Below are 22,630 nucleotides of genomic sequence, written 5' to 3' on the forward strand. Positions count from 1 at the left end.
GGCCACGGCTACAACCGGGCTCTGGCGTCTGGAAGTTGCGTGCACGGGCCGGGCCGCCCGGCGTCCTTGCCGGCGGCGGCCCCGCGTGGTCTCGAAGCGTCAGTGGTGGAGGATCTTCGAGAGGAAATCCTTGGCGCGGTCGGAGCGCGGCGCGGTGAAGAAGGCGTCCGGGGTGTTCTGCTCGATGATCCGGCCGTCGGCCATGAACAGCACGCGGTTGGCGGCGGAGCGGGCGAAGCCCATCTCGTGGGTGACCACGACCATCGTCATGCCGTCGGCGGCCAACTGGCGCATGACCTCCAGCACCTCGTTGACCATCTCCGGGTCGAGGGCGGAGGTGGGCTCGTCGAAGAGCATCACCTTGGGCTTCATCGCCAGCGCCCGGGCGATCGCCACGCGCTGCTGCTGGCCGCCGGAGAGCTGGGCGGGGTACTTGTCCGCCTGCGCGCCGACGCCGACCCGCTCCAGCAGTTCGCGGGCGGTCTGCTCGGCCTGCGGCCGGGCGATCCCGCGCACCTTGACCTGGCCGATGACCACGTTCTCCAGCACCGTCTTGTGCGCGAACAGGTTGAAGCTCTGGAACACCATGCCGACCTCGGCGCGCAGCCGGGCCAGCTCCTTGCCCTCGGCGGGCAGCGGGCGGCCGTCGATGGTGATCGTGCCGGAGTCGATGGTCTCCAGCCGGTTGATCGTCCGGCAGAGCGTCGACTTGCCCGAGCCGGACGGCCCGATCAGGACCACCACCTCGCCCTGGACGATCTTCAGGTCGACGTCCTGCAGGACGTGCAGCGCGCCGTAGTGCTTGTTCACGCTGCTCAGCACGACCAGGGGGGCGGCTGCAGGGGTGGAGTCCTCGACCGGATTCTCGGCCATCGCGCCTGCTCCCTCGTGTCGGCCCGTGAAAGTCTGAACTCCCTTGGGCGGCAATGGTGGTACGAAATCCGGGAGCCGCGACCGGCGGAGCCGCAGCCCCCGGTGGGCCGACCATAGGAGCGATGACGATGCGCCGTCAGCCGATCTGAGCGGAACTTGAGGATCACGAAACGGACACACGGTGCTCGCGGGCCGTTCGCCCGGGCGCCAACGGGGCATGTGACAGCGGGCGTCCGCGCCGGCGTGCCCCGTCCCGCGGCAGCCGGCGGGCGACCGAGCCTGGCGCCGGGCCGCCCGCTGGCTCATACTGCGCAGGACCGGGGCCCGACCGGGCGGTCCCGGTGATGCAGGTGGGGGAAGGAGGAGAACAGGATGCGACTGCTGCTCGTCGAGGACGACGAACGCGTGGCCGCCGCGCTGGTCGCGGTACTGGGTCGGCACGGCTTCCAGGTCCGGCACGCCCGCAGCGGGCACGAGGCGCTGGACGCCCTGGTGCCGGACGGAAACGACCCGTACCGGGTGGTGCTGCTCGACCTCGGGCTGCCCGACCGCGACGGCTTCGAGGTGTGCAGCCGGATCAGGGCCGGCAGCGGCGTGCCGGTGATCATGGTCACCGCCCGCGCCGACATCCGTTCCCGGATCCACGGCCTCAATCTGGGCGCCGACGACTACGTCACCAAGCCCTACGACATGGGCGAACTGCTCGCCCGCATCCACGCGGTGGCCCGCCGCGGCGCCGCCCCCGCCTCGGTGGCGGTGCCCGCGCCCGACGCCGTCCCGCAGCAGCGCGGCCCGCTGAACTCCCGGGGCATCCGGATCGACCGGGAGCGCCGCCGGGTCAGCGTGGACGGCCGGGACGTGCCGCTCACCCGCAAGGAGTTCGACCTGCTCGCCCTGCTCGCGCAGAGCCCCGGCGTGGTCTACCGGCGCGAGCAGATCTTCAGCGAGGTCTGGCGCAGCGGCTGGGAGGGCAACGGGCGCACCCTGGAGGTGCACATCGGCTCGCTGCGCAACAAGCTCGCGCTGCCCGGCCTGGTCGAGGCCGTCCGCGGCGTCGGCTACCGCCTGATCCCGGAGTCCCCGGCGCCCGCCGCGGACCCGACCCCGCCCGCCCCCGCGGAGCGCTGACCGCACGTGCGCACCCGCCTGCTCGGCATCCTGATCGCCCTCATGCTCTGCGTCCTGGCCGCCCTGGGGCTGCCGCTCGCGGCGGCGGTCGCGGCGGCCGAGCAGAGCAGGGTGGTCGTCGACCGGCTCGACGACGCCGCCCGCTTCGCCCAGGACCTGCCCACCTCCGGCCCCTCGGCGGTGGAGTCCGCGCTCAAGGGCGACCCGGAGCCCGCCCCCGGCGACGTCAGCCGCCGGCACGCGATCGACGCCGAGGTCCGCCGCTACCACGACCTGTACGGCGTGCGGCTGGGCATCTTCCAGCGCGACGGCGTGCCGATCGCCGCCGCTCCCGCCGACTGGCGGGTGCCCTCCGGCGGCTGGGGCGCGCAGGCCTTCCAGGAGGCGCTGGACGGGCGGCGCAGCCACAACCCGCCCCAGGTCTGGCCGTGGACCGACGACCGCACCCTCACCGTCGCCACCCCGGTCGTGCGCGACGGCGACGTGGTCGCGGTGGTGCTCAGCGAGTCCCCCACCGGGGCGCTGCGGGCCCGGATCCTGCACAGCTGGCTGGTGATCGGCGCCGGCGAGGCCGCCGCCATGATCGTCGCGGTGCTGCTGGCCGGCCGGCTCACCGAGTGGGTGCTGCGCCCGGTCCGCACCCTCGACCGGGCCACCCACGACATCGCCACCGGCCGGATGGCCGCCCGGGTCGCCCCCGGCGGCGGCCCGCCCGAGCTGCAGCGGCTGGCCCGCTCGTTCAACGAGATGGCCGACCACGTGGTGCTCGCCATGGATCAGCAGAAGGCCTTCGTCGCGGACGCCTCGCACCAGCTGCGCAACCCGCTGGCGGCCCTGCTGCTGCGCGTCGAGGTGCTCGGCCTGGAACTGCCCGAGGGGCACGAGGAGGAACTCGGCGGCGTCCGGGAGGAGGGCGTCCGGCTGGCCCGGGTGCTGGACGACCTGCTCGGCCTGGCCACCGCCGAGCACGCCCGCCCCGAACCCGAGCAGACCGACCTCGCCACGCTCACCCTGGCCCGGGTCGACGCCTGGCGGCCGGTGGCCGAGCAGCGCGGGATCGAGCTGCGCTGGGAGGGCCCGGCGCTCGCCGTCGGCATGGCGGACCCGATCGGCTTCGGCTCCGCCCTGGACGCCGTGCTGGACAACGCGCTCAAGTTCGGCCCGGCCGGCAGCCGGGTGCGGCTGAAGGTCTCGGTGCGCCGGGACGAGGTCGCGGTGACCGTCACGGACGCCGGGCCCGGCCTCGCCGAGGACGAGCTGGCCCGCGCCGGGGACCGCTTCTGGCGCAGCCCGCGGCACCAGAACGTGGACGGCTCCGGGCTGGGCCTGTCGATCGCCCGCACCCTGCTGGCGGCCGGTGGCGGCTCGCTCGGTTTCGCCCCGGTCAAGCCGACCGGGCTCGCGGTGACGCTGGCGGTGCCGCGGCCGCAGAAGCGGTAGGCCGTACGGCCGCTACGGCCGGTACGGCTTCACGCCTTCACGGCTTCACCGAGCGGTAGTAGCGGGCCGCGCCCTCGTGCAGCGGGAGCGGGTCGGTGTAGACGGCGGTGCGCAGGTCGACCAGCTGGGCGGCGTGCACCTGGGAGCCGATCTGGTCGCGGCTGTCGATCACCGCCCGGGTCATGCCCTCGACCAGGTCCGGGTCCACGTCGTCCCGGGTGATCAGCAGGTTGGGCACGGCCACGGTGGCGACGGCGTCCTTGGGGTCGGCGTTCGGGTAGGTGCCCTTGGGCATGGTGGCGGCCCGGTAGGCGTCGGTGCCGCCGCCCTCCATCTTGTGGATGGCCCCGGCGAGGTCCCCCAGCGGCACGACCCGCATCCGCATGTGGTCGGACAGGTCGGTGAGGGCGCTGGTCGGCAGGCCGCCGGACCAGAAGAAGGCGTCGAGCTTGTTCTCGCGCAGCTGGTCGGCGGCGTCGCCGACGCCCGCCGACACCGGGACGATGTCGTGGTCCGGGTCCAGGCCGGCCGCGGCCAGCAGCCGCCTGGTCACCAGGTTCACCCCGGACTGCGGCAGGCCCACGCCGACCCGCAGCCCCTTGAGGTCGGCCGTGCGGTGCACCGCCGAGGAGGACGGCACGATCAGCTGGAGGTAGTCGTCGTACAGCCGCGCGATCGCCCGCAGCCGGTCCTTGCCCGGGCCCTGGTAGTCGGCGACGGCGTCGGCGGTGGCGATCGCGAAGTCGTCCTGGCCGCCGGTCACCCGGGCCAGGTTGTCGATCGAGCCCTCGGTGTTGTCCAGGGCCAGCCGCACCCCCGGCATCGCCTTGGCGACGTGGGTCTCCAGCAGTTGCCCGTACCGGTCGTAGACGCCGCGCTGCACGCCGGTCGCGAAGCGCGTCTCGCCGCGCGGGTAGCCGGGCGGGCGGCCCGCCGACAGCCACCAGCCGCCCAGCCCCGCGACCAGCAGCACCAGCACCAGCACCGTCCGCCACAGCGGGCTGCGGGCCGCGGTGCGGACGGCGGCGCCGAGACGGGACGGAGCGGTGGGGGTCATGCAGGGATACTGCCAGGCGCTCCGCCGGAACGGGAGGGGAAACGGTGGGGGAAAAGCGCTTCGCGGCTGCCCGTACCCTGGTCTGGTGAGCGGTGAGAGCGGATTGAAGAGCTACAAGGTCGTCACGTACGGCTGCCAGATGAACGTCCACGACTCCGAGCGGCTGTCCGGCCTGCTGGAGGACGCGGGCTACGTCAAGGCCGGGCAGGACGGCGACCCGGACCTGGTCGTGTTCAACACCTGCGCGGTGCGGGAGAACGCCGACAACAAGCTGTACGGCAACCTCGGGCAGCTGGCGCCGGTCAAGAGCCGCCACAAGGGCATGCAGATCGCCGTCGGCGGCTGCCTCGCCCAGAAGGACCGCGACACCATCGTCCGCAAGGCCCCCTGGGTCGACGTGGTGTTCGGCACCCACAACATCGGCCACCTGCCGGCGCTGCTGGAGCGGGCCGCGGTCGAGCGGAAGGCCCAGGTCGAGATCCTGGAGTCGCTGGAGACCTTCCCCTCCACCCTGCCGACCCGCCGCGAGTCCGCCTACGCCGCGTGGGTCGCCATCTCCGTCGGCTGCAACAACACCTGCACCTTCTGCATCGTCCCCGCGCTGCGCGGCAAGGAGGAGGACCGCCGCCCCGGCGACGTCCTCGCCGAGATCGAGGCGCTGGTGGACGAGGGCGTCATCGAGGTGACCCTGCTCGGCCAGAACGTCAACGCCTACGGCTCCGACCTGGGCGACCGCGAGGCCTTCTCCAAGCTGCTGCGCGCCGCAGGCCAGATCGAGGGCCTGGAGCGGATCCGCTTCACCTCGCCGCACCCGCGCGACTTCACCGACGACGTGATCGCCGCGATGGCCGAGACGCCGAACGTGATGCACCAGCTGCACATGCCGCTGCAGTCCGGCTCGGACACTGTCCTCAAGGCGATGCGCCGCTCCTACCGGCAGGAGCGCTTCCTCGGGATCATCCGGAAGGTCCGCGAGGCGATGCCGGACGCGGCCATCTCCACCGACATCATCGTGGGCTTCCCCGGCGAGACCGAGGAGGACTTCGAGCAGACGATGCACACCGTCCGCGAGGCCCGCTTCACCAACGCCTTCACCTTCCAGTACTCCAAGCGCCCCGGCACCCCGGCCGCCGAGATGGCGGACCAGGTGCCGAAGGCCGTCGTGCAGGCCCGCTACGACCGGCTGATCGCCCTCCAGGAGGAGATCTCCTGGGAGGAGAACAAGAAGCAGGTCGGCCGCACCCTGGAGATCCTGGTCGCCGAGGGCGAGGGCAAGAAGGACGACAAGACCGACCGGCTCTCCGGCCGCGCCCCCGACAACCGGCTGGTGCACTTCACCAGGCCGACGGAGCCGGTGCGCCCGGGCGACCTGGTGACCGTCGAGATCACCTACGCCGCCCCGCACCACCTGCTCGCCGAGGGCCCGTCGCTCGCGGTGCGCCGCACCCGGGCCGGCGACGCCTGGGAGAAGCGCCAGGCCAAGCCCGCGGCCAAGCCGGCCGGGGTGATGCTCGGTCTGCCGGGCATCGGCGCCCCGGCCGCGCTGCCGCTGGCCGCCCCGGCGGGCGGGGCCTGCTGCGGCGACTGACGCGCTGATCCGAACGGCGGCCCGGCGGGACTTCGAGTCCCGCCGGGCCGCCGTCGTCGTTGGGCCGGCCCGCTCTCCCGGGTCACGCCGGTCCCTCGGGTCAGGCCGAGTGCGCCGCGGAGCGAGGGCCTAGAGTGATCCGCATGCTGGTAGCCGCCGCCGTGTGCCCCTGTCCGCCGCTGCTCGTCCCCGAGGTCGCCGCCGGGGCGGCCGCCGAGTTGGACCCGCTGCGGGCCGCCTGTGACGAGGCCCTGGCGGCGCTGGTCGCGGCCGAGCCGCAGCTGGTCGTGGTGGTCGGTGCCGGGCCGGAGGCCGAGGTGTGGACCGAGGGCGGGGCCGGCTCCTTCCACCGCTACGGGGTGCCGCTGGTCGCCAAGCTGCCCGGCGGCCGGGTCGGGGGGCCGGAGCTGGCGCCCTCGCTGACGGTCGGCGCCTGGCTGCTGGAGCGCGCCGGGGTGACCGTGCCGACGCACGCCTGCGCGGTGCCCGCCGACGCGCCCACTGACCGGATGCTCGGGCTCGGCCAGGGCCTGGCCCAGCTGGCCGACCGGGTCGGCCTGCTGGTGGTGGGCGACGGCAGCGCCTGCCGCTCGGTGAAGGCGCCCGGCTACCTGGACGAGCGCGCCGAGGGCTTCGACGCCGCCCTGGCCGCCGCCCTCGGCTCCGCGGACCTGCCCGCGCTCGCCGCCCTGGACGCCGCCCTGGCCGCCGAGCTCAAGGCCGAGGGCCGGGCGCCCTGGCAGGTGCTGGCCGGCGCCGCGGAGGGCGCCGGCCTCACCGCGCGGCTCGGCTACCAGGACGCCCCGTACGGGGTCGGCTACGTGGTGGCGTCCTGGAGCTGATCGGCGCGGAGGACGTCAGGCCTGCGGTGCCTGGCCGTTGCCGCCGGCAGGCCCCTCCTCGCCCGGCTTCGGCTTGTGGGCGAAGTCGCCCACCGCGCCCTTGGCCTTGCTGGCGCCGTGCTCGATCTTCTCGCTGTACTTGCCCTTGGTCGCCTTGTCGATCGCGCCGCCGGCCTTGTCCACCGCGTGCTCGATCTGCTCGCTGTGCTTGCCCGCGAGCTCACTGGCCCTGCCCTTGAGCTCTTCGGCCTTGCCCTTGAGGTTGTCCATCAGACCCATGGCGATCTCACCCTTTCGTCCCTGTCTCCTGCACAACGTCCGTCACCGCCGAACCGTTCGCAAACCGGCTCGACTGCGGAAAGGGCCGGAGACAGTCATATCGTCGCGCAGTCGGGGCCGACGGGCAGCCCGGTGACCGGTGCGGCGGCGGTTTTGCGAGACTGGAGCGGTGAGCAGCTCCCGTACCGTCCAGTCCCGCGCCGCCCAGCCCCGAGTGGTCTGCGTCGTCGGCGCGACCGCCGCCGGCAAGTCCGATCTGGCCGTCGCCATCGCCCGCAGCCTCGGCGGCGAGGTGATCAACACCGACTCGATGCAGCTGTACCGGGGCATGGACATCGGCACCGCCAAGCTCACCCCCGCCGAGCGCGGCGGCGTGCCGCACCACCTGCTGGACGTCTGGGACGTCACCGAGGCCGCCAGCGTCGCCGAGTACCAGCGGCTGGCCCGGGCCGAGATCGACCGGCTGCTCGCGGCCGGGCGCACGCCCGTCCTGGTCGGCGGCTCCGGGCTGTACGTCCGGGCGGCGATCGACGAGATGGAGTTCCCCGGCACCGACCCGGCGGTCCGGGCCCGGCTGGAGGCCGAGCTGGAGCAGGACGGCCCGTACGCGCTGCACCGGCGGCTGGCCGAGCTGGACCCGGCGGCCGCGGAGGCGATCCTGACGGGCAACGGGCGGCGGATCGTCCGTGCGCTGGAGGTCATCGAGATCACCGGGCAGCCGTTCACCGCGAACCTGCCCGGCAACACCGCCGTCTACGACGCGGTGCAGATCGGGGTCGCGGTGCCGCGCCCCGAACTGGACGAGCGGATCACGCTGCGGGTCGACCTGATGTGGCGGGCCGGACTGCTGGACGAGGTGCGCGCGCTGGAGCGGGTCGGCCTGCGGGAGGGGCGGACGGCCTCCCGGGCACTCGGCTACCAGCAGGTGCTGGACCACTTCGCCGGCGAGTGCACCGAGGACGAGGCGCGGGCCGAGACCGTCCGGGCCACCAAGCGCTTCGCCCGCCGCCAGGAGTCCTGGTTCCGCCGCGACGGCCGGATCCACTGGCTGTCCCGGCCGGCCGGGACCGACCCCGTCGAGCTGCTGGAACGCTCCCTGGAGCTGATCGACCGTCAGGAACGTCCGGCCGGGTAGACGCGTTCCGGCCAATCCGGCGGTGCACCTGCGCGCGCAGGTGGCCGTGCAGGGCGAACCGACGGTCACGGCCCGATCACGTGATGGCCACGGATCACCCGTCGACGCCGGTCAGGCCCGGAACGCCTCTCTGGACATGCCATCATCGAAGGCGTAGGGGTCGGCCGCGCGGGCCGACCGTGCCCGGCCGCGAGTCCGCTCGTGTCGAACTGTCAGGGGAGGCCGCGTGTCGACGGGTACCGGCCCCGAATCAGGTCAGAGCGGGAGTGTCACCGCACCGGCCGACGAGTCGACGATGGGCGACCTGCCCGTGCTGACCGGCCTGGAGGTGCCCACCTCCTACGCGGTCGCACTGCCGGCCCTGGACACCCGCACCCCGGCGGGCGCGGTGCACGAGCGGGAGATCCGACCGCTGCGTCGGCTCCGCTGGTGGCAGACCCTGCCGATCGCCCTGCTGGGCACCCTCGGATCGCTGATGTTCGCCTTCCCGCTCGCCTTCGGCTCGGCCGGCGCGCGCGCCACCATGGTCGGCATGCTCGGGCTGCTGCTCACCGCCGCCTCGGTCGGCTGGGGCGCGATGGCCGCCCGGCACGCCGGGTACAAGTGGCCCGGCCTGCCGCGCCGCGGCTCCGGGCAGCGGGCCGGCTGGAAGGCGATCGCGCTCTACACCCTGATCGCGCTGGTGGCCTGTGCGCTGGCCGTCTGGCGGGTCGCCTACCTGCGCTGATCCACCGGCTGCCGGCGCCGACCACGGCCTGCCCGGGCCGATCCACCGGTCGGACCGCCCCGGTGGCCGGTGCGCCCGTTCAGTACCATCGGGAGGGTGAGCGCATCCTCCCCGCAGCCGGTCGGTGTCCCCTTCTTCAAGGGGCACGGCACCCAGAACGACTTCGTCATCGTCCCGGACCCGGACGGCACGCTGGAGATCGGCCCCGCGGCCGTCGCCGCGCTGTGCGACCGGCGGGCCGGCATCGGCGGGGACGGGCTGCTGCGCGTGGTGCGCTCCGCCGCCGACCCGGCCGCCGCGGGCCAGGCCGACCGGGCCGAGTGGTTCATGGACTACCGCAACTCCGACGGCAGCATCGCCGAGATGTGCGGCAACGGCGTGCGGGTCTTCGCCCGCTACCTGGTCGAGGCGGGCCTGGCCGAGCCCGGCGAGTTCGCGGTCGCCACCCGCGCCGGGGTGCGGACGGTGCGGGTCGCCGAGGACGCCGGGGACGGGACGCCCGGCGAGGTCACCGTCGACATGGGCCGCGCCCGGCTGCCCGGACCGGACGGCGTCGAGGTCGCGGTCGGCGCGCGGCGCTGGCCCGCGCTGAACGTCAACATGGGCAACCCGCACGCGGTCGCCTTCGTGGACAGCCTGGACCACGCCGGGGACCTGCTGTCCGCGCCGCTCACCAGCCCCGAAGGGGCCTACCCGGAGGGCGTGAACGTCGAGTTCGTGGTGGACCGCGGGCCGCGGCACGTCGCCATGCGGGTGTACGAGCGCGGCTCCGGCGAGACCCGCTCCTGCGGGACCGGCACCTGTGCCGTCGCGGTCGCCGCGATCCGCCGGGACGGCGCCGACCCCGCGGTCACCGGCGAGCCGGCCACCTACACCGTGGACGTGCCGGGCGGCCGACTGGTCATCACCGAGCACCCGGACGGCCGGATCGAGAAGACCGGACCGGCGGTCATCGTGGCCGCCGGTGAGATCGACGCCCGCTGGTGGGCCGAGTTGGAGCGCGGCTCGGACGGCTGACGGCCCGGTTTGCCCATTTCGTACGGCGGTGAATCCGCCCGTTCGAGTGATGCGTGTCGCGGACGGGAAGCAAGGCCTCGCGGAACGTGCTCTGCTCGGTAGCATGGACCACCGGGAAGGCGCCCCTCGGCGGGGTGGCGGCCGGTGATCGCTGCCGGAGGTGCGCCGATGACCATCGAAGCCGGGCAGCCCCTGACGGGGCAGCCGACGTCCGCACGGCAAGCCGGGACCAGGCGGCCCCTGGGGGAGCTCGGCCGGGCCGCGCTCGGCCGGGCCGGGAGGGCCGCCCTGCTGGCCACCGGCCGGCCGCTCGTCCCGGACGCCCTCGAACCGCTCGTCAGGGTCCATCGCGAGCACCATCCGCAGGCCGACCTCGGCCTGCTCGCCCGGGCCTACCGGCTCGCCGAGGCCAGCCACCGCGGCCAGAAGCGCAAGAGCGGCGAGCCGTACATCACCCACCCGCTGGCCGTCACCATGATCCTGGCCCAACTCGGCGCCGGGACCACCACCCTGGTCGCCTCGCTGCTCCACGACACCGTCGAGGACACCGAGTTGACGCTGGATCAGGTCGGCGCCGGATTCGGGCCCGAAGTCGCCTACCTGGTCGACGGGGTGACGAAACTGGAGAAGGTCGACTTCGGCGCCGCCGCCGAGGCCGAGACCTTCCGCAAGATGCTGGTCGCCACCGGCGACGACGTCCGGGTGATGGTGATCAAGCTCGCCGACCGGCTGCACAACATGCGCACCATCCGGCACATGAAGCCGGCCAGCCAGGTGCGGATCGCCAAGGTCACCCGGGACGTGCTGATCCCGCTGGCCGAACGGCTCGGCATCCAGGTGCTCAAGGCGGAGCTGGAGGACATCGTCTTCGCCACCCTGCACCCCGAGGAGTACGCCCGCACCCGGGCCCTGATGACCGGTCACGAGGGCGAGCCGGACGCCCTGCTGGCCCCCTTCGCCCGGCTGCTGGCCCGCCAGCTCGCCGAGACCGGGGTGTCCGCCGACGTCACCGTCCGGCCCCGGCACTGCGTGTCGCTGCACCGGGTGCTGCTCAAGCGGGCCGCCGCGCCCGGCCCGGACGGGCGGCCGCAGGGGCCGCAGCCCGCCGACTTCGGGCGGCTGCTGGTGGTGGTCGAGGAGAACGCCGACTGCTACGCCGTGCTCGGCGAACTGCACACCTGCTGGACGCCGCTGCCCGGCGAGTTCAAGGACTTCGTCGCCGCCCCCAAGTTCAACCTCTACCAGTCGCTGCACACCGCCGTGGCGCTGAGCGGCGGCACGGTCGTCGAGGTGCTGGTGCGCACCCGGCGGATGCACGAGGTCGCCGAGACCGGGGTGGTCGCGCTCGGCGACCCGGAGCCGGTCGGCGCCGTCCAGGACGCCGACGAACTCGACCGCACCGACCCGGCCCGGCCAGGCTGGCTCAGCCGGCTGCTGGAGTGGCAGCAGGAGACGCCCGACCCGGACGCCTTCTGGTCCGCGCTCACCGCCGACCTGGCCGGCGACCGTGAGATCACCGTCGTGACGGAGAGCGGCGAAACGCTTCAGCTGAGGGCTGGCGCCACCTGCGTGGACGCCGCCTACCTGCTCGGCGAGGAGACCGGCCACCGATGTATCGGCGCCCGGGTCAACGGCCGGCTCACCGCGCTCTCCACCGTCCTGCAGGACGGCGACCTGCTCGCCGTGCTCACCGAGACCGTGCCCACCGGGACGGTGCTCACCGAGGACGGGCCGCGCCCCGCCGAACCCTCCGGGCCCGCGCCCGAGTGGCTCGCGCACGCCCGGACCCAGGCCGCCCGGCTGGCCATCGAACGCTGGCTCGCCGACCACCCGGCCCGGCTCCCGGCGGTCCGCACCGGCCCCTCCAGCGGCCAGCCCGCCCCGCCCGCGCACCGCACCACCGAGCGCCGCCCGGCCCCGGTCGCGGTGGCCGGCCGGCCCGGGGCGCCGGTCCGGCTGGCCCGCTGCTGCACGCCCGTCCCGCCGGACGAGGTGGTCGGCTACCCGATCCGCGGCGGCGCCGTCGCCGTGCACCGCACCGGCTGCCCGGCCGGGCAGCGGATGCGCGCGGCCGGGCGCGCCGAGCTGGAGGTCCACTGGCAGCCGGAGGGCACCCCGGCGGCCGGCCACCGGGTCACCCTGCGGGCCGAGGCGCTCAACCGGCCCCGGCTGCTCGCCGACCTCACGGCGGCCATCTCCGCCGAGGGCGTCGGCATCGTTTCGGCCGAGGTCGAACCGCCGCAGGAACTGCGGGTCCGGCACACCTACACCGTCGAGCTGCCCGAGCCGGCCGCGCTGCCCGCGCTGATGCGGGCGATCCTCAAGGTCTCCGGGGTGTACGACGTCAGCCGTCCGCAGGCCCCGGACACCGGCGGGGCCCGCCACCCCGAGGGAAATGGGGATGACCGGTCCGGGCCGGGCGTGGGAGCATCATGGGGAATTCACGGCCGGTCCACGGCGTTCACAGGGCACAGGAGCCCCGGTGGCACCCGAGGACCTGAGGGGTAGCTCACCTCGCCCGGCGGTAACCGGGGCGGCAGCTGGGCAGACTCCGGGTGGGACCGCACAGGGCGGTTCCCCACAGGCCATCCGCACCAGCGACCAAAGGACAGAATGACCTCCACGTCCGACACCCGCGACCACGCCGACGCCCCGCGCCGCCTCGACGGTCTGCGGGCGGAAGCCCTCATGGACGAGGACCTCGCGGCCATCGACGAGGACCGCGGCCACCACTACGACGGCGACCAGTACGACCGCAGCGAGCGTGCCGCCCTGCGCCGCGTCGCCGGCCTCTCCACCGAACTCGAAGACGTCACCGAGGTCGAGTACCGCCAGCTCCGCCTGGAGCGCGTGGTGCTCGTCGGCGTCTGGACCGACGGCACCCTGGAGGAGGCGGAGAACTCGATGGCCGAGCTCGCCGCCCTCGCCGAGACGGCCGGCTCCCAGGTGCTGGACGGCGTGATCCAGCGCCGTGACAAGCCCGACGCGGCCACCTACATCGGCTCCGGCAAGGCGAAGGAACTGCGCGACATCGTCGCGGCCACCGGCGCCGACACCGTGGTCTGCGACGGTGAGCTCACCCCCGGCCAGCTGATCCACCTGGAGGACGTGGTCAAGGTCAAGGTCGTCGACCGGACGGCCCTGATCCTGGACATCTTCGCCCAGCACGCCAAGTCCCGGGAGGGCAAGGCGCAGGTCTCGCTCGCGCAGATGCAGTACATGCTGCCGCGCCTGCGAGGCTGGGGTCAGTCGCTCTCCCGGCAGATGGGTGGTGGCGGCGCCGGCTCGTCCGGCGGCGGCATGGCCACCCGTGGTCCCGGTGAGACCAAGATCGAGACCGACCGGCGCCGGATCCGCGAGAAGATGGCGAAGCTCCGCCGCGAGATCGCCGAGATGAAGAAGGGCCGCGACACCAAGCGCCAGGAGCGCAAGCGCCACCAGGTGCCGTCGGTGGCCATCGCCGGGTACACCAACGCCGGCAAGTCCTCCCTGCTCAACCGGCTCACCGGGGCCGGCGTCCTGGTGGAGAACTCCCTGTTCGCCACCCTGGACCCGACCGTGCGCCGGGCCCAGACCCCGAGCGGGCGGCTCTACACCCTGGCCGACACCGTCGGCTTCGTCCGGCACCTGCCGCACCACCTGGTCGAGGCCTTCCGCTCGACCATGGAGGAGGTCGCCGACGCGGACCTCATCCTGCACGTGGTCGACGGCTCGCACCCCGAGCCGGAGACGCAGCTGGCCGCCGTCCGCGAGGTCATCGTCTCGGTCGACGCGCAGAACGTGCCGGAGATCGTGGTGATCAACAAGGCGGACGCCGCCGACCCGCACGTGCTGCAGCGCCTGCTGCGCCGCGAGCCGCACGCCATCGTGGTGTCGGCCCGCAGCGGCCTGGGCATCGAGGAGCTGCTGAAGCTCATCGACGACGAGCTGCCGCGCCCGGCGATCGAGGTGCGGGCCCTGGTGCCCTACACCCAGGGCGGGCTGGTCTCCCGGGTGCACGCCGAGGGCGAGCTGCTCGCCACCGAGCACACCGGTGAGGGCACGCTGCTGCACGCCAAGGTGCCGGCCGAGCTGGCCGCCGAGCTGGAGCGCTACGCGGTGGCGCTGCAGGGCTGAGGCGCCGAGCCGACGAAGGGCCCCCGGACGGGTTGCGTCCGGGGGCCCTTCGCGCGCCCGTTCGGGTGTCCGTCCGCGCGCCCGTCCGGGGGCCCGGCTACTTCACGTTCTTGGCGAAGTAGTCGAAGGCCTGCTTCGCCTGGTCCTGGAGCGAGGGGCCGGCCAGGTACCCGGACGGGCTGCGGCCGCCGATCGCGGTGACGCTGATCAGATTGGGCTTGCCGTCCTTGGTGATGAACCAGCCGCCGCCGCTGGAGCCGCCGGCCACGGTGCAGCCGGTCACGTACATCGGCGGGCGGCTCCGGTCGGGGGAGAGCCTGGCCGGCGGCACCGGGGACTCGCAGCGGGAGAGCTCCAGGCCGTCGATCGGCCGATCGGCCGGGTAGCCGTAGGAGGCGGCCGAGCCGATCTGCTCGCGCGGGGCGTTGAACCAGACCGGGACCGAGCCGCCGACCGCCTCCTCCAGCGACGTGCCGGAGCCGCCCTCGCCGCGCACCCGGATGATCCCGTAGTCGTACTGGTGGTGGGCGCCGACGCCGCCCTCCCCGAGCCAGGTCGGCGACACCAGCGCGCGCACCGCCGTCCACCGGCCGTACGGGGCGGCCTGCTGCTCGGTGAGCGGCTTGCCGCGGGTCGCCTGGCCGTCCCGGTTGAAGCCGGGCACGAAGGCGATGTTCCGCAGCCAGCCGCCGCCCTTGCCGTCGTGCAGGCAGTGCGCGGCGGTGTAGACGAGGTTGCTGCGGCCCGGGCTGGCCGGGTCGGAGACCACCGTGGCGGAGCAGGACGCGTCGCCCTGGGGCGTGGTGACGAAGAGCCGGCCGACCACGGCGGTGGCCGGGCCGTACGGGTGCGGCTGCGGCGTGGCCGCGACGGCCGCCGGCGGGGCGTCCGGCCGGCCGCCGTCCGGTGCGGCGGTGAGCGGGTACTCCGGGGTGGGCCGGCCCTTGGCGGCGGCCATCCGGGCGGTCGACCAGAAGCCCGGGGCCACCTCGTTGGCGAAGCCGCTGCCGGAGACGAACCGGGCCCAGTCCTCCACCTTCCAGCCCGTCAGGTCGCCCAGGCTGGTGGGGGCCGACGTGGGGAGGGCGGGCGGTGGTGCGGCCGCCCTGGCGCCGGAGTCGTCCGGCCCGCAGGCGGTCCCGGCGAGCGCGAGCACGGCGAGCACCGCGGCGCCGGTCGGTCCGGATCGGCGCCGCGGTCCGCGGCCGGTGTGCTTCGGCATGCTGCATCGTCCCCCGGGGGCGGCCTCCGCCGCCCGTACGGCTAGGGCCTAGGGCTTCTTGGAGATCCAGTCCAGCGCCTGCTTGGCGACCGCCTCCAGGTACGGGCCGCTCAGCGAGGTGTGGTCCTCGGTGCCGATGGACGTGTTGCTGACCAGGGCGGTCCTCCCGTCCGGCATGGTGGCGAACCAGCCACCGCCGCTGGCGCCCTGGGTCATGTTGCAGCCGACGGTGAGCATCGACGGGCGCTTCGGGTCGAACGACAGCCGGGTCGGCTTGCCGCCGTCGCACTTGTACAGCTCCTGGCCGTCGAACGGCTTGTAGAGCGGGTAGCCGACCGCCGAGACCGACACCTTGTCGCGCGGGGCGTCGAACCAGACCGGGACGGCCGAACCGACCGTCTCCTCCAGCGACTTGCCGGTGTCGTTCTGGTTGTGCACCCGCATGACGGCGAAGTCGTACTGGTTCGCGGCGTCACCGGTGCCGCCGCCCTCGACCATCCACTGCGGCGAGGTGGTGACCAGGTCGGCCCACCAGGTGCCCAGCGGGGCCAGTTCGGACAGCGGGGCCTTCTTGCCGCCGCTGGAGGCGCCCGAGTTGTTGTAGGCGGGCACGAAGACCAGGTCCTTGAAGAAGTCGCCGCCCTTGCCCGCGTGCACGCAGTGGCCGGCCGTCCAGACCAGGTTGCTCCTGCCCGGGTGCTGCGGGTCGGTGATCACCGTCGCCGAGCAGTTGCCCCGGCCGCCCTGGGCGCTGAAGAACACCTTCCCGGACGGCTGCTTGGTGTACGGGCGGGGCACCGGTACGGCCTTGACCACCGGCGGGTCCGGGTCGGTCACGCCGTTGTCGGCGGCCGGCTTGGCGGTGGGCGGGGCCGGATCGGCGGGCTTGGAGTCGCCCATCTTGTCCGGGTTCCAGAAGTCCTTCACCACCGGGTTGTTGAAGACGTGCTTGGACGCCCACGAGTCCCAGTCCTCGAACTTCCACTTCTTCAGGTCGTCCCAGCTCTTCGGCAGGCCCTCCAGCAGGCCGGTCGGGATGCCCGACGGGAGGGTGATCCCGCCGATCACACCGCTGCCCCCGGGGGCGGCGGCGCTGGTCGCGCTCGTGGACGCGGGTGGCGGCGCGGCACTGCCGCCCCCGTCGCCCGCCGGACCGTCCGGCCCGCAGGCGCTCGCCGCGAGCAGCGTCCCCGTGACGAGGGCGACGGCCATGGCTGACCGGTGGATCAATGGCATGTGTGCGCTTCCCCCTGTGTTCGCGATCGGGCTGTCGTGCGGCGACTCGCCGCTGTGGAGTCTTCCACCGGTCACCAGGACGGCGGCGGCCGCCCCCCGGGTTGCGGCCCTGACCGGAGGTCACCGATCCGTGACGTGGCCGCGGCCGGCCCGGCGGCCCAGCAGGGCGCCGCGCCCCGGCGGCGGACAATGCCCGATCTTCACCCGGACGAGTGAGTCGACCTTGTGATCACCCGTCAGGGATAGGTAACCCTTACCTGACGCGACGGTGCGAGCGCCCGCCGATCCCCTCCACCACCCGCGCGCGTCCGCACCCCCACGCGCCCCAAGGAGCAGCCTTGAGCACCGCCCTGACCGGAGCCCCGCCCGACCCGCTGCTGCCCGCGGACCGGCCGGCCGAGCCCGACCCGCTGCTGCACCCGGACCCCGCCGTCGCCGCCGAACAGGCCGCACTGGAAGCCCTGCTGCGCTGCTGGACGCGCGAGACCGGCGCCCGGCCCGGCCCCGACGGCCGGCTGCGGATCGCCGTCCTCGGCGGCGCCGCCCGGCTCTCCGCCCCCGTCCGCTACTGGTCGCCCGGCGGCTGGCACCGGTTCGGCCCCGCCGTCCTCTCCGCCGGGGAGGGCACCGCCGACGCCCCCGTGGACGCCGTCACCACCGCGGCGCTGCTCGCCGCCGCGGCCGCCGACCGCCCCGACCCCGGGCAGGTCGCCGACCTCGCCGCCCGGGTCGCCGACTCGGTCGTCCGCACCGCCGACATCCTCGCCCACCGCCGCACCGCCGCCCCCGCCGGCGGCCCGGAACGCTCGCACTTCCTCGCCGCCGAACAGTCCCTGCTGCTCGGCCACCCGCTGCACCCCACCCCGAAGAGCCGCGACGGCCTCGGCCCGGCCCAGAGCGCCGCCTACTCGCCCGAACTGCACGGTTCCTTCCAACTCCACTGGTACGCGGTGCACCGCGACCTGCTCGCCGCCGGCTCCGCCCTCACCGAGAGCGCCGACCGGATCACCGCGGACCTGCTCGGCGACCGCGCCGCCCTGCCGCCCGGCACCGCCGCCCTGCCGCTGCACCCCTGGCAGGCCCGCGAACTCGCCCACCGCCCGGCCGTCGCTGCCCTGCTCGCCGACGGGCTGCTGCACGACCTCGGCCCGGCCGGCGAACCCTGGCACCCCACCTCCTCGGTGCGCACCGTCTACCGCCCCGGCACCCCCTGGATGCTCAAGCTCTCGCTCGGCCTGCGGATCACCAACTCCCGCCGGGAGAACCTGCGCAAGGAACTCCACCGCGGCCTGGAGGTGCACCGGCTGCTGGAGAGCGGCCTGGCCGCCGAGTGGCGCTCCGCCCACCCCGGCTTCGACATCGTCCGCGACCCGGCCTGGATCGGCGTCGACCACCCCGCCCTCGGCGACCCGGGCGGCCTGGACACCGTGCTGCGGGCCCAGCCCTTCGCCCCCGCCGACCGCGCGCTGTGCGTCGCCGGGCTGGTCGCCGAACAGCCGCTCGGCACCGGCGACACCGTGCCGTCCCGGCTCGGCGACGTCCTGCGGGCGCTCGCCGCCCGCTGCGGCCGCCCGCTGCGGACCGTCGCCGCCGAATGGTTCCTGCGCTACCTGGACACCGTCGTGCTGCCCGTCCTCTGGCTGGACGGCACGGCCGGCATCGCCCTGGAGGCGCACCAGCAGAACAGCCTCGTCCTGCTCGACGCCGACGGCTGGCCCAACGGCGGCCGCTACCGCGACAACCAGGGCTACTACTACCGGGAGAGCGCCGCCGACCGGCTCACCGCGCGGCTGCCCGGACTCGGCGAGCACAGCGACACCTTCCTGCCGGACGAGGTGATCGACCACCACTTCGCCTACTACCTCGGCATCAACCACGTCCTCGGCCTGATCGGCGCCCTCGGCAGCCAGGGGCTCGCCGACGAGACCGTGCTGCTGGCCGGGCTGCGCCGCTTCCTGGCCGGCCCGCGGGCCGGCGCCACCGGCTCGGCGCTGCCCGCGCTGCTGCTCGACGCGCCCACCCTGCCCTGCAAGGCCAACCTGCTCACCCGGATCAACGGTCTGGACGAACTGGTCGGCCCGGTCGCCACCCAGTCCGTCTACGTGGACATCCCCAACCCGCTGGCGGGCGCATGAGCCCGCTCGACGACCCGCCGGACTGGGGCGTGATCCCCACCCCGGCCGGCGAGTTCCGACTCAGCCCGGTCCGGCTGCCCGCCGACCTGGACCTGATCGCCGGGTGGATGAACGACCCCGAGATCGCCGCGTTCTGGCAGCTCGCCGGGCCGCCCGACGCCACCGAACGCCACCTCCGGGCCCAACTCGACGGCGACGGCCGCAGCGTGCCCTGCCTCGGTCTGCTCGACGGCGTCCCGACGAGCTACTGGGAGGTCTACCGAGCCGACCTCGACCCGCTCGCCCGGCACTACCCGGCCCGGCCGCACGACACCGGCCTCCACCTCCTGCTCGGCCCCGCCGAGAGCCGCGGCCGGGGGCTCGGCGCCGTGCTGCTGGCCGCCCTCGCCGAGCGGATCCTGCGGCAACGGCCCCGCTGCGAACGGGTCGTCGCCGAACCGGACGTCCGCAACCGGCGCTCCGTCCGGGCCTTCGAACGGGCCGGATTCCGGCTGGACACCGAACTCGACCTGCCCGACAAGCGCGCCGCCCTGATGGTCCGCGCCCGCGCCCCCCTCCCCGCCTAGGACACCCCCGTGGACACCCCAGCACCCCAGCCGCCGTACGACCTGCTCGGCGTCGGCATCGGCCCCTTCAACCTCTCGCTCGCCGCGCTCGCCGCGCCCGTCCCCGGCCTGCGCACGCTCTTCTGCGACCAGCGCCCGGAGTTCCGCTGGCACCCCGGCATGCTGGTGGACGGGGCCCGGATGCAGGTGCCGTTCCTCGCCGACCTGGTCTCCCTCGTCGACCCGACCAACCCGTGGTCCTTCCTCAACTACCTGCGCGACCAGGACCGGCTCTTCCCGTTCTACTTCGCCGAGCGCTTCCAACTGCCCCGCCGCGAGTACGACCACTACTGCCGGTGGGCCGCCGAACGGCTCGGCAACTGCCGCTTCGGCACCGAGGTCACCGCCCTGCACTGGACCGCTGCCGGAGGAGGAGGCCTGTTCCGGGTCGAGCTGACCGACACCGCGACCGGGCGGCGCACCGAGGTGCACGCCCGCAACCTCGCCCTCGGCGTCGGCACCCGGCCCGTCCTGCCCGCGGCCTTCACCGCCCTCGACGGCCACCCGCGCGCCTTCCACTCCGCCGACTACCTGGACCGCCGCGGCGACCTCGCCGGCGCCCGGGACATCACCGTGGTCGGCAGCGGACAGTCCGGCGCCGAGGTCTTCCTCGACCTGCTCCGGCGCCACGACGGCGACGGCGTCCGGCTGCGCTGGCTCACCCGGACCAGGGCGCTCGCGCCGATGGAGTACTCCAAGCTCGGCCTGGAGCACTTCACCCCCGACTACACCCGCTACTTCCACAGCCTGCCCGAACCCGTCCGGAACGCCCTGGTCACCGCCCAGTGGCAGCTACACAAGGCCGCCAGCGCCGAAACCCTCGCCGAGATCCACGACCACCTCTACGAACGCACCATCGGCCGCCCGATCGACACCGCCCCGGTCGAGATCACCCCCGGCACCGCCGTCACCGAAGCCCGCCCCGGCCCCTGCGGCGGCCTCGAACTGCACTGCCGGCACGGCGACTCCGGCGCCGAACACGTCCTGCGCACCGACGCCGTGGTGCTCGCCACCGGCTACCGGGCCGCCCGCCCGGCCGCGCTCGAACCGCTCGCCCGGCTGATCGACTGGGACCGGGACGGCCGCTACCGGGTCGACCTCGACCACCGGGTCGCCACCCGGCCCGAACTCACCGGCGGCCTCTACGTCCAGAACGCCGAACTGCACACCCACGGCGTCGGCACCCCCGATCTGGGCCTCGGCGCCCACCGGGCCGCCGTCATCCTCAACGCCGTCACCGGTCGGACCGTCCACCGGCTGCCCGCCCGCACCGCCTGGACCGGCTTCGCGCCGCCCGGGACCGCCGCCGTCCCCGCGGGCGCGGTCGCCGCCGTGGGCGCCGCCGCCGCTGAGAGCACCCCTGCCGAGAGCACCCCCGCCGTCCCCCGTCCCCAGGAGCTGACCCGTGCCGCAACCGTCGGCCGCTGAACCGCCGCTGTACCTGCCCCCGCACCTGACCGCCGGGCACTGGCGGCGGGCCGGGCGCACCCTGCTGGCCAAGATGCTCGGCGAGTTCGCCTACGAGGAACTGCTCACCCCCGTGCCCGCCGCCACCGACGGCGAGTACCTGCTCTGGCTGCCCGAGGCCGAGTACCGCTTCACCGCCCGCCGCGGCGCGTACGGTAGCTGGCGGGTCGACCCGGACTCGGTCCGCTGCTCCGACCCCGACGGCCTCGACCCGCTGCGCTTCCTCCCGCACGCCCGGCACGCCCTCGGCCTGCGCGGCGAGACCACCGGCCACCTGATCCGCGAACTCACCGCCACCCTGACCGCCGACGCGCGCCAGCTCGCCACCGCGCTCACCGCCGCCGAACTCGCCGACCTCGACCACCCCGCCCTGGAGGGCCGCCAGGACGGCCACCCCTGGATCGTCCCCAACAAGGGCCGGATCGGCTTCTCCGCCACCGACGCCGCCCGCTGGGCCCCGGAGGCCCGCACCCCGCGCCCGCTGCCCTGGATCGCCGTCCACCGCCGGCTCGCCGAGTACCGCGGCGTGCCCGGCCTGGAGCGGCCCGAGCAGCTGTACGCCCGCGAACTCGACGACCCGGACGCGCTGCGCGCCGCCCTCGGCCCGGCCGCCGACGACTACCTGCTGCTGCCCGTCCACCCCTGGCAGTGGGACGAGACGATCGTCCCGCTGTTCGCGCCCTGGATCGCCTCCGGCGAGATCGTCCCGCTGCCCTCCGACGGCGACCTACGACTGCCCCAGCAGTCCATCCGCTCCTTCTTCAACACCGCCCACCCCGAGCGCTGCACCGTCAAACTGCCGCTGTCCGTCCTCAACACCCTGGTCTGGCGCGGCCTGCCCACCGAACGCACCCTCGCCGCGCCCGCCGTCACCGCCTGGATCCACGGCCTGCGCGACGCCGACCCGTACCTGCGCGACGAGTGCCGGGTGATCCTGCTCGGCGAGATCGCCTCCGTCACCGTCGACCACCCGCTCTACCGCGAGCTGCCCGAGGCGCCCTACCAGTACAAGGAACTCCTCGGCGCGATCTGGCGCGAACCGCTCGGCCCCTTCCTGGCCGGCGGCGAACGCGCCCGCACCCTGGCCGCCCTGCTGCAGACCGGCTCCGACGGCCGGGCGCTCGCCGCCGAACTGATCGCCCGCTCCGGGTTCACCCCCGCCGCCTGGACCGGCCGCCTGTTCGGCGCGGTGCTGCCGCCGCTGCTGCACTTCCTCTACCGGTACGGGCTGGTCTTCTCCCCGCACGGCGAGAACGCCATCGTCGTCTTCGACGAGCACGACGCGCCGACCCGGCTCGCGGTCAAGGACTTCGTCGACGACGTCAACCTCAGCGACCAGGACCTGCCCGAACTGCGCGACCTGCCCGCCGAGGTCGACGACGTGCTGCTGCGGGACGGCCCGCAGGGGCTCTGCCAGTTCCTCCACTCCGGGCTGTTCATCGGTGTCCTCCGCTACCTCGCCCCGCTGCTGGAGGCGCAGACCGGGCTGCCCGAGACCGAGTTCTGGGCCCTGCTGCGGGCCGAGATCCACCGCTACCAGGACCGCTTCCCCGGCCTGCGCGAGCGCTTCGAGCTGTTCGACCTGTTCCGGCCCCGGATCGACCGGCTCTGCCTCAACCGCAACCGGCTGCTGCTCGACGGCTACCAGGACCGTCCGCACCGCCCGCACGCCGCCCGGTACGGCACCGTCCCCAACGCCCTGGTGACCCTGGAGGCGGATCTTCCCGGGCGACGGAGCCGGATTGTCACCCCCGCCCCGTAGG

18 protein-coding genes are annotated in these 22,630 nt (G+C 74.4%); 13 read left to right on the plus strand and 5 right to left on the minus strand.

What is annotated here, in order from left to right:
* Positions 1–99 precede the first annotated feature (99 nt).
* Positions 100–873, minus strand: coding sequence for an amino acid ABC transporter ATP-binding protein (locus ACIPLC_RS22915; RefSeq protein WP_400474851.1), 774 nt, complete (start codon positions 871–873; stop codon positions 100–102).
* A 372-nt stretch (positions 874–1,245) separates the two neighbouring features.
* Here ACIPLC_RS22915 and ACIPLC_RS22920 point away from each other — a divergent pair, with 372 nt between their 5' ends.
* On the plus strand, positions 1,246–2,001 hold the full coding sequence (locus ACIPLC_RS22920) for a response regulator transcription factor (RefSeq protein ID WP_400474852.1): 756 nt from the start codon (positions 1,246–1,248) through the stop codon (positions 1,999–2,001).
* 6 nt (positions 2,002–2,007) lie between these two features.
* Positions 2,008–3,441: a sensor histidine kinase gene (locus tag ACIPLC_RS22925; RefSeq protein ID WP_400474853.1), complete on the plus strand. Its 1,434-nt coding sequence runs from the start codon at positions 2,008–2,010 to the stop codon at positions 3,439–3,441.
* Positions 3,442–3,478: 37 nt separating this feature from the next.
* Here the strand turns inward: ACIPLC_RS22925 and ACIPLC_RS22930 are convergent, their stop codons facing one another.
* On the minus strand, positions 3,479–4,498 hold the full coding sequence (locus ACIPLC_RS22930; RefSeq protein WP_400474854.1) for a TAXI family TRAP transporter solute-binding subunit: 1,020 nt from the start codon (positions 4,496–4,498) through the stop codon (positions 3,479–3,481).
* Positions 4,499–4,583: 85 nt separating this feature from the next.
* On the opposite strand from ACIPLC_RS22930, the gene miaB reads away from it, so the two are divergent.
* On the plus strand, positions 4,584–6,086 hold the full coding sequence (miaB, locus tag ACIPLC_RS22935; RefSeq protein WP_363584577.1) for a tRNA (N6-isopentenyl adenosine(37)-C2)-methylthiotransferase MiaB: 1,503 nt from the start codon (positions 4,584–4,586) through the stop codon (positions 6,084–6,086).
* Between the two features lie 143 nt (positions 6,087–6,229).
* Positions 6,230–6,928 carry a hypothetical protein gene (locus tag ACIPLC_RS22940; RefSeq protein ID WP_400474855.1) on the plus strand — a complete coding sequence of 233 codons (699 nt, stop codon included), beginning with the start codon at positions 6,230–6,232 and terminating at the stop codon, positions 6,926–6,928.
* Positions 6,929–6,943: 15 nt separating this feature from the next.
* Here the strand turns inward: ACIPLC_RS22940 and ACIPLC_RS22945 are convergent, their stop codons facing one another.
* On the minus strand, positions 6,944–7,207 hold the full coding sequence (locus ACIPLC_RS22945) for an antitoxin (RefSeq protein ID WP_400474856.1): 264 nt from the start codon (positions 7,205–7,207) through the stop codon (positions 6,944–6,946).
* A gap of 169 nt (positions 7,208–7,376) precedes the next feature.
* On the opposite strand from ACIPLC_RS22945, the gene miaA reads away from it, so the two are divergent.
* From miaA to hflX, 5 genes are all read left to right on the plus strand, one after another.
* Positions 7,377–8,342, plus strand: coding sequence for a tRNA (adenosine(37)-N6)-dimethylallyltransferase MiaA (gene miaA / locus ACIPLC_RS22950; protein WP_400474857.1), 966 nt, complete (start codon positions 7,377–7,379; stop codon positions 8,340–8,342).
* Positions 8,343–8,568: 226 nt separating this feature from the next.
* Positions 8,569–9,069: a hypothetical protein gene (locus tag ACIPLC_RS22955; RefSeq protein ID WP_400474858.1), complete on the plus strand. Its 501-nt coding sequence runs from the start codon at positions 8,569–8,571 to the stop codon at positions 9,067–9,069.
* 96 nt (positions 9,070–9,165) lie between these two features.
* Entirely contained in the window at positions 9,166–10,086 is a 921-nt protein-coding gene (gene dapF / locus ACIPLC_RS22960; RefSeq protein WP_400474859.1) for a diaminopimelate epimerase, read from the plus strand.
* Between the two features lie 168 nt (positions 10,087–10,254).
* Positions 10,255–12,594 carry a RelA/SpoT family protein gene (locus ACIPLC_RS22965; protein WP_400474860.1) on the plus strand — a complete coding sequence of 780 codons (2,340 nt, stop codon included), beginning with the start codon at positions 10,255–10,257 and terminating at the stop codon, positions 12,592–12,594.
* Positions 12,595–12,699: 105 nt separating this feature from the next.
* Positions 12,700–14,202 carry a GTPase HflX gene (hflX, locus tag ACIPLC_RS22970; protein ID WP_400474861.1) on the plus strand — a complete coding sequence of 501 codons (1,503 nt, stop codon included), beginning with the start codon at positions 12,700–12,702 and terminating at the stop codon, positions 14,200–14,202.
* Positions 14,203–14,299: 97 nt separating this feature from the next.
* Here hflX and ACIPLC_RS22975 read toward each other — a convergent pair whose 3' ends face one another.
* On the minus strand, positions 14,300–15,424 hold the full coding sequence (locus ACIPLC_RS22975; RefSeq protein ID WP_400474862.1) for a trypsin-like serine peptidase: 1,125 nt from the start codon (positions 15,422–15,424) through the stop codon (positions 14,300–14,302).
* A gap of 48 nt (positions 15,425–15,472) precedes the next feature.
* A complete protein-coding gene (locus ACIPLC_RS22980) occupies positions 15,473–16,660 on the minus strand; it encodes a trypsin-like serine peptidase (RefSeq protein WP_400474863.1) in 1,188 nt (395 codons plus the stop codon).
* A gap of 338 nt (positions 16,661–16,998) precedes the next feature.
* On the opposite strand from ACIPLC_RS22980, the gene ACIPLC_RS22985 reads away from it, so the two are divergent.
* From ACIPLC_RS22985 to ACIPLC_RS23000, 4 genes are read left to right on the plus strand one after another with little or no spacing between them, the layout of a single operon-like run.
* On the plus strand, positions 16,999–18,795 hold the full coding sequence (locus tag ACIPLC_RS22985) for an IucA/IucC family protein (RefSeq protein ID WP_400474864.1): 1,797 nt from the start codon (positions 16,999–17,001) through the stop codon (positions 18,793–18,795).
* Positions 18,792–19,361 (plus strand): GNAT family N-acetyltransferase, encoded by a 570-nt coding sequence (locus ACIPLC_RS22990; protein ID WP_400474865.1) that lies wholly within the window; start codon positions 18,792–18,794, stop codon positions 19,359–19,361. Before ACIPLC_RS22985 ends, ACIPLC_RS22990 begins: the two co-directional genes overlap by 4 nt.
* A gap of 9 nt (positions 19,362–19,370) precedes the next feature.
* The gene (locus ACIPLC_RS22995; protein WP_400474866.1) at positions 19,371–20,828 is read left to right on the plus strand and encodes a lysine N(6)-hydroxylase/L-ornithine N(5)-oxygenase family protein; all 1,458 of its coding nucleotides are present in this window, start codon (positions 19,371–19,373) and stop codon (positions 20,826–20,828) included.
* Complete coding sequence (locus tag ACIPLC_RS23000) at positions 20,806–22,629, plus strand: IucA/IucC family protein (protein ID WP_400474867.1); 1,824 nt, start codon at positions 20,806–20,808, stop codon at positions 22,627–22,629. The genes ACIPLC_RS22995 and ACIPLC_RS23000 overlap by 23 nt, the downstream gene beginning before the upstream one ends.
* The last annotated feature ends 1 nt before the right edge of the window (position 22,630 follow it).

The sequence above is a fragment of the Kitasatospora sp. NPDC086801 genome, assembly GCF_044745805.1.
Classification (GTDB): Bacteria; Actinomycetota; Actinomycetes; order Streptomycetales; family Streptomycetaceae; genus Kitasatospora.